The 837-nt window shown below is 28.2% G+C and carries 1 protein-coding gene; it reads left to right on the forward strand.

Annotated features, from left to right (window positions below; translation table 11 throughout):
- Window positions 1-75 precede the first annotated feature (75 nt).
- Window positions 76-837: type II secretion system F family protein (locus IEW41_RS14485; RefSeq protein WP_188607088.1), on the forward strand; the 762-nt coding region annotated here is incomplete at its 3' end.

Here is an 837-nt window from a genome sequence, read left to right on the forward strand (position 1 = left end):
GAAACCTCAAAAGCGTTTCAAAACAAAAATTTATTTGTGTTCAAAAAGAATGATGCAACTCAATTTATGAATTAAATGGCTTTTAAACTAGATAACATACCACAACAAAAAATAGCTCCTAAGAACGATAAGAATTCAGTTTCTTTTTTACAAAAAGAGATTACTTTATTTGGAAGTCCATTTTCAAATAAGATAAAAGAAGATTTTTATACAGAACTGAGTGTGTTATTGAAAGCTGGTGTTAACTTAAAAGATGCATTAGAGCTTATACAAAACTCTCAAAAGAAAAAGCAGAATAAAGACACTTTAAATTTTATTTCCGAAGATTTAATATCTGGGCAAAGTTTATCTAATGCTATACAATTGCAAAAGCCTTTTACCAATTATGAATATTATTCATTAAGAATTGGTGAAGAAACTGGGACTTTAGGTCAAGTAACAGAGCAGCTTGGTGATTTTTATGCAAGGAAGAATGAACAACGTAGAAACTTAATAAATGCCTTAACTTATCCTATCATTATTTTAACAACAGCAGTGCTTGTTGTTGCTTTTATGTTACAATTTGTTGTGCCTATGTTTGAGGATATTTTCAGGCAACAAAATGTCGAATTACCAGCAATTACAAAGTTTATTATAAAACTCTCTGGGTTGATGAAAAACTATTCATGGATTGTTTTAACAGGTATTATTTTAGTTCTACTTTCAAGAAAGTTTTTTAGTAAAAAGTCAGGGTTTAAAAGAATTAAAGATAATTTTATTTTAAGACTTCCATTTATTGGCAATTTTGTAAAAACAGTGTATCTATCTCAATTTACACAAGCAGTATCATTACTTACA

This window comes from Aquaticitalea lipolytica, from assembly GCF_014641635.1.
GTDB lineage: Bacteria > Bacteroidota > Bacteroidia > Flavobacteriales > Flavobacteriaceae > Aquaticitalea > Aquaticitalea lipolytica.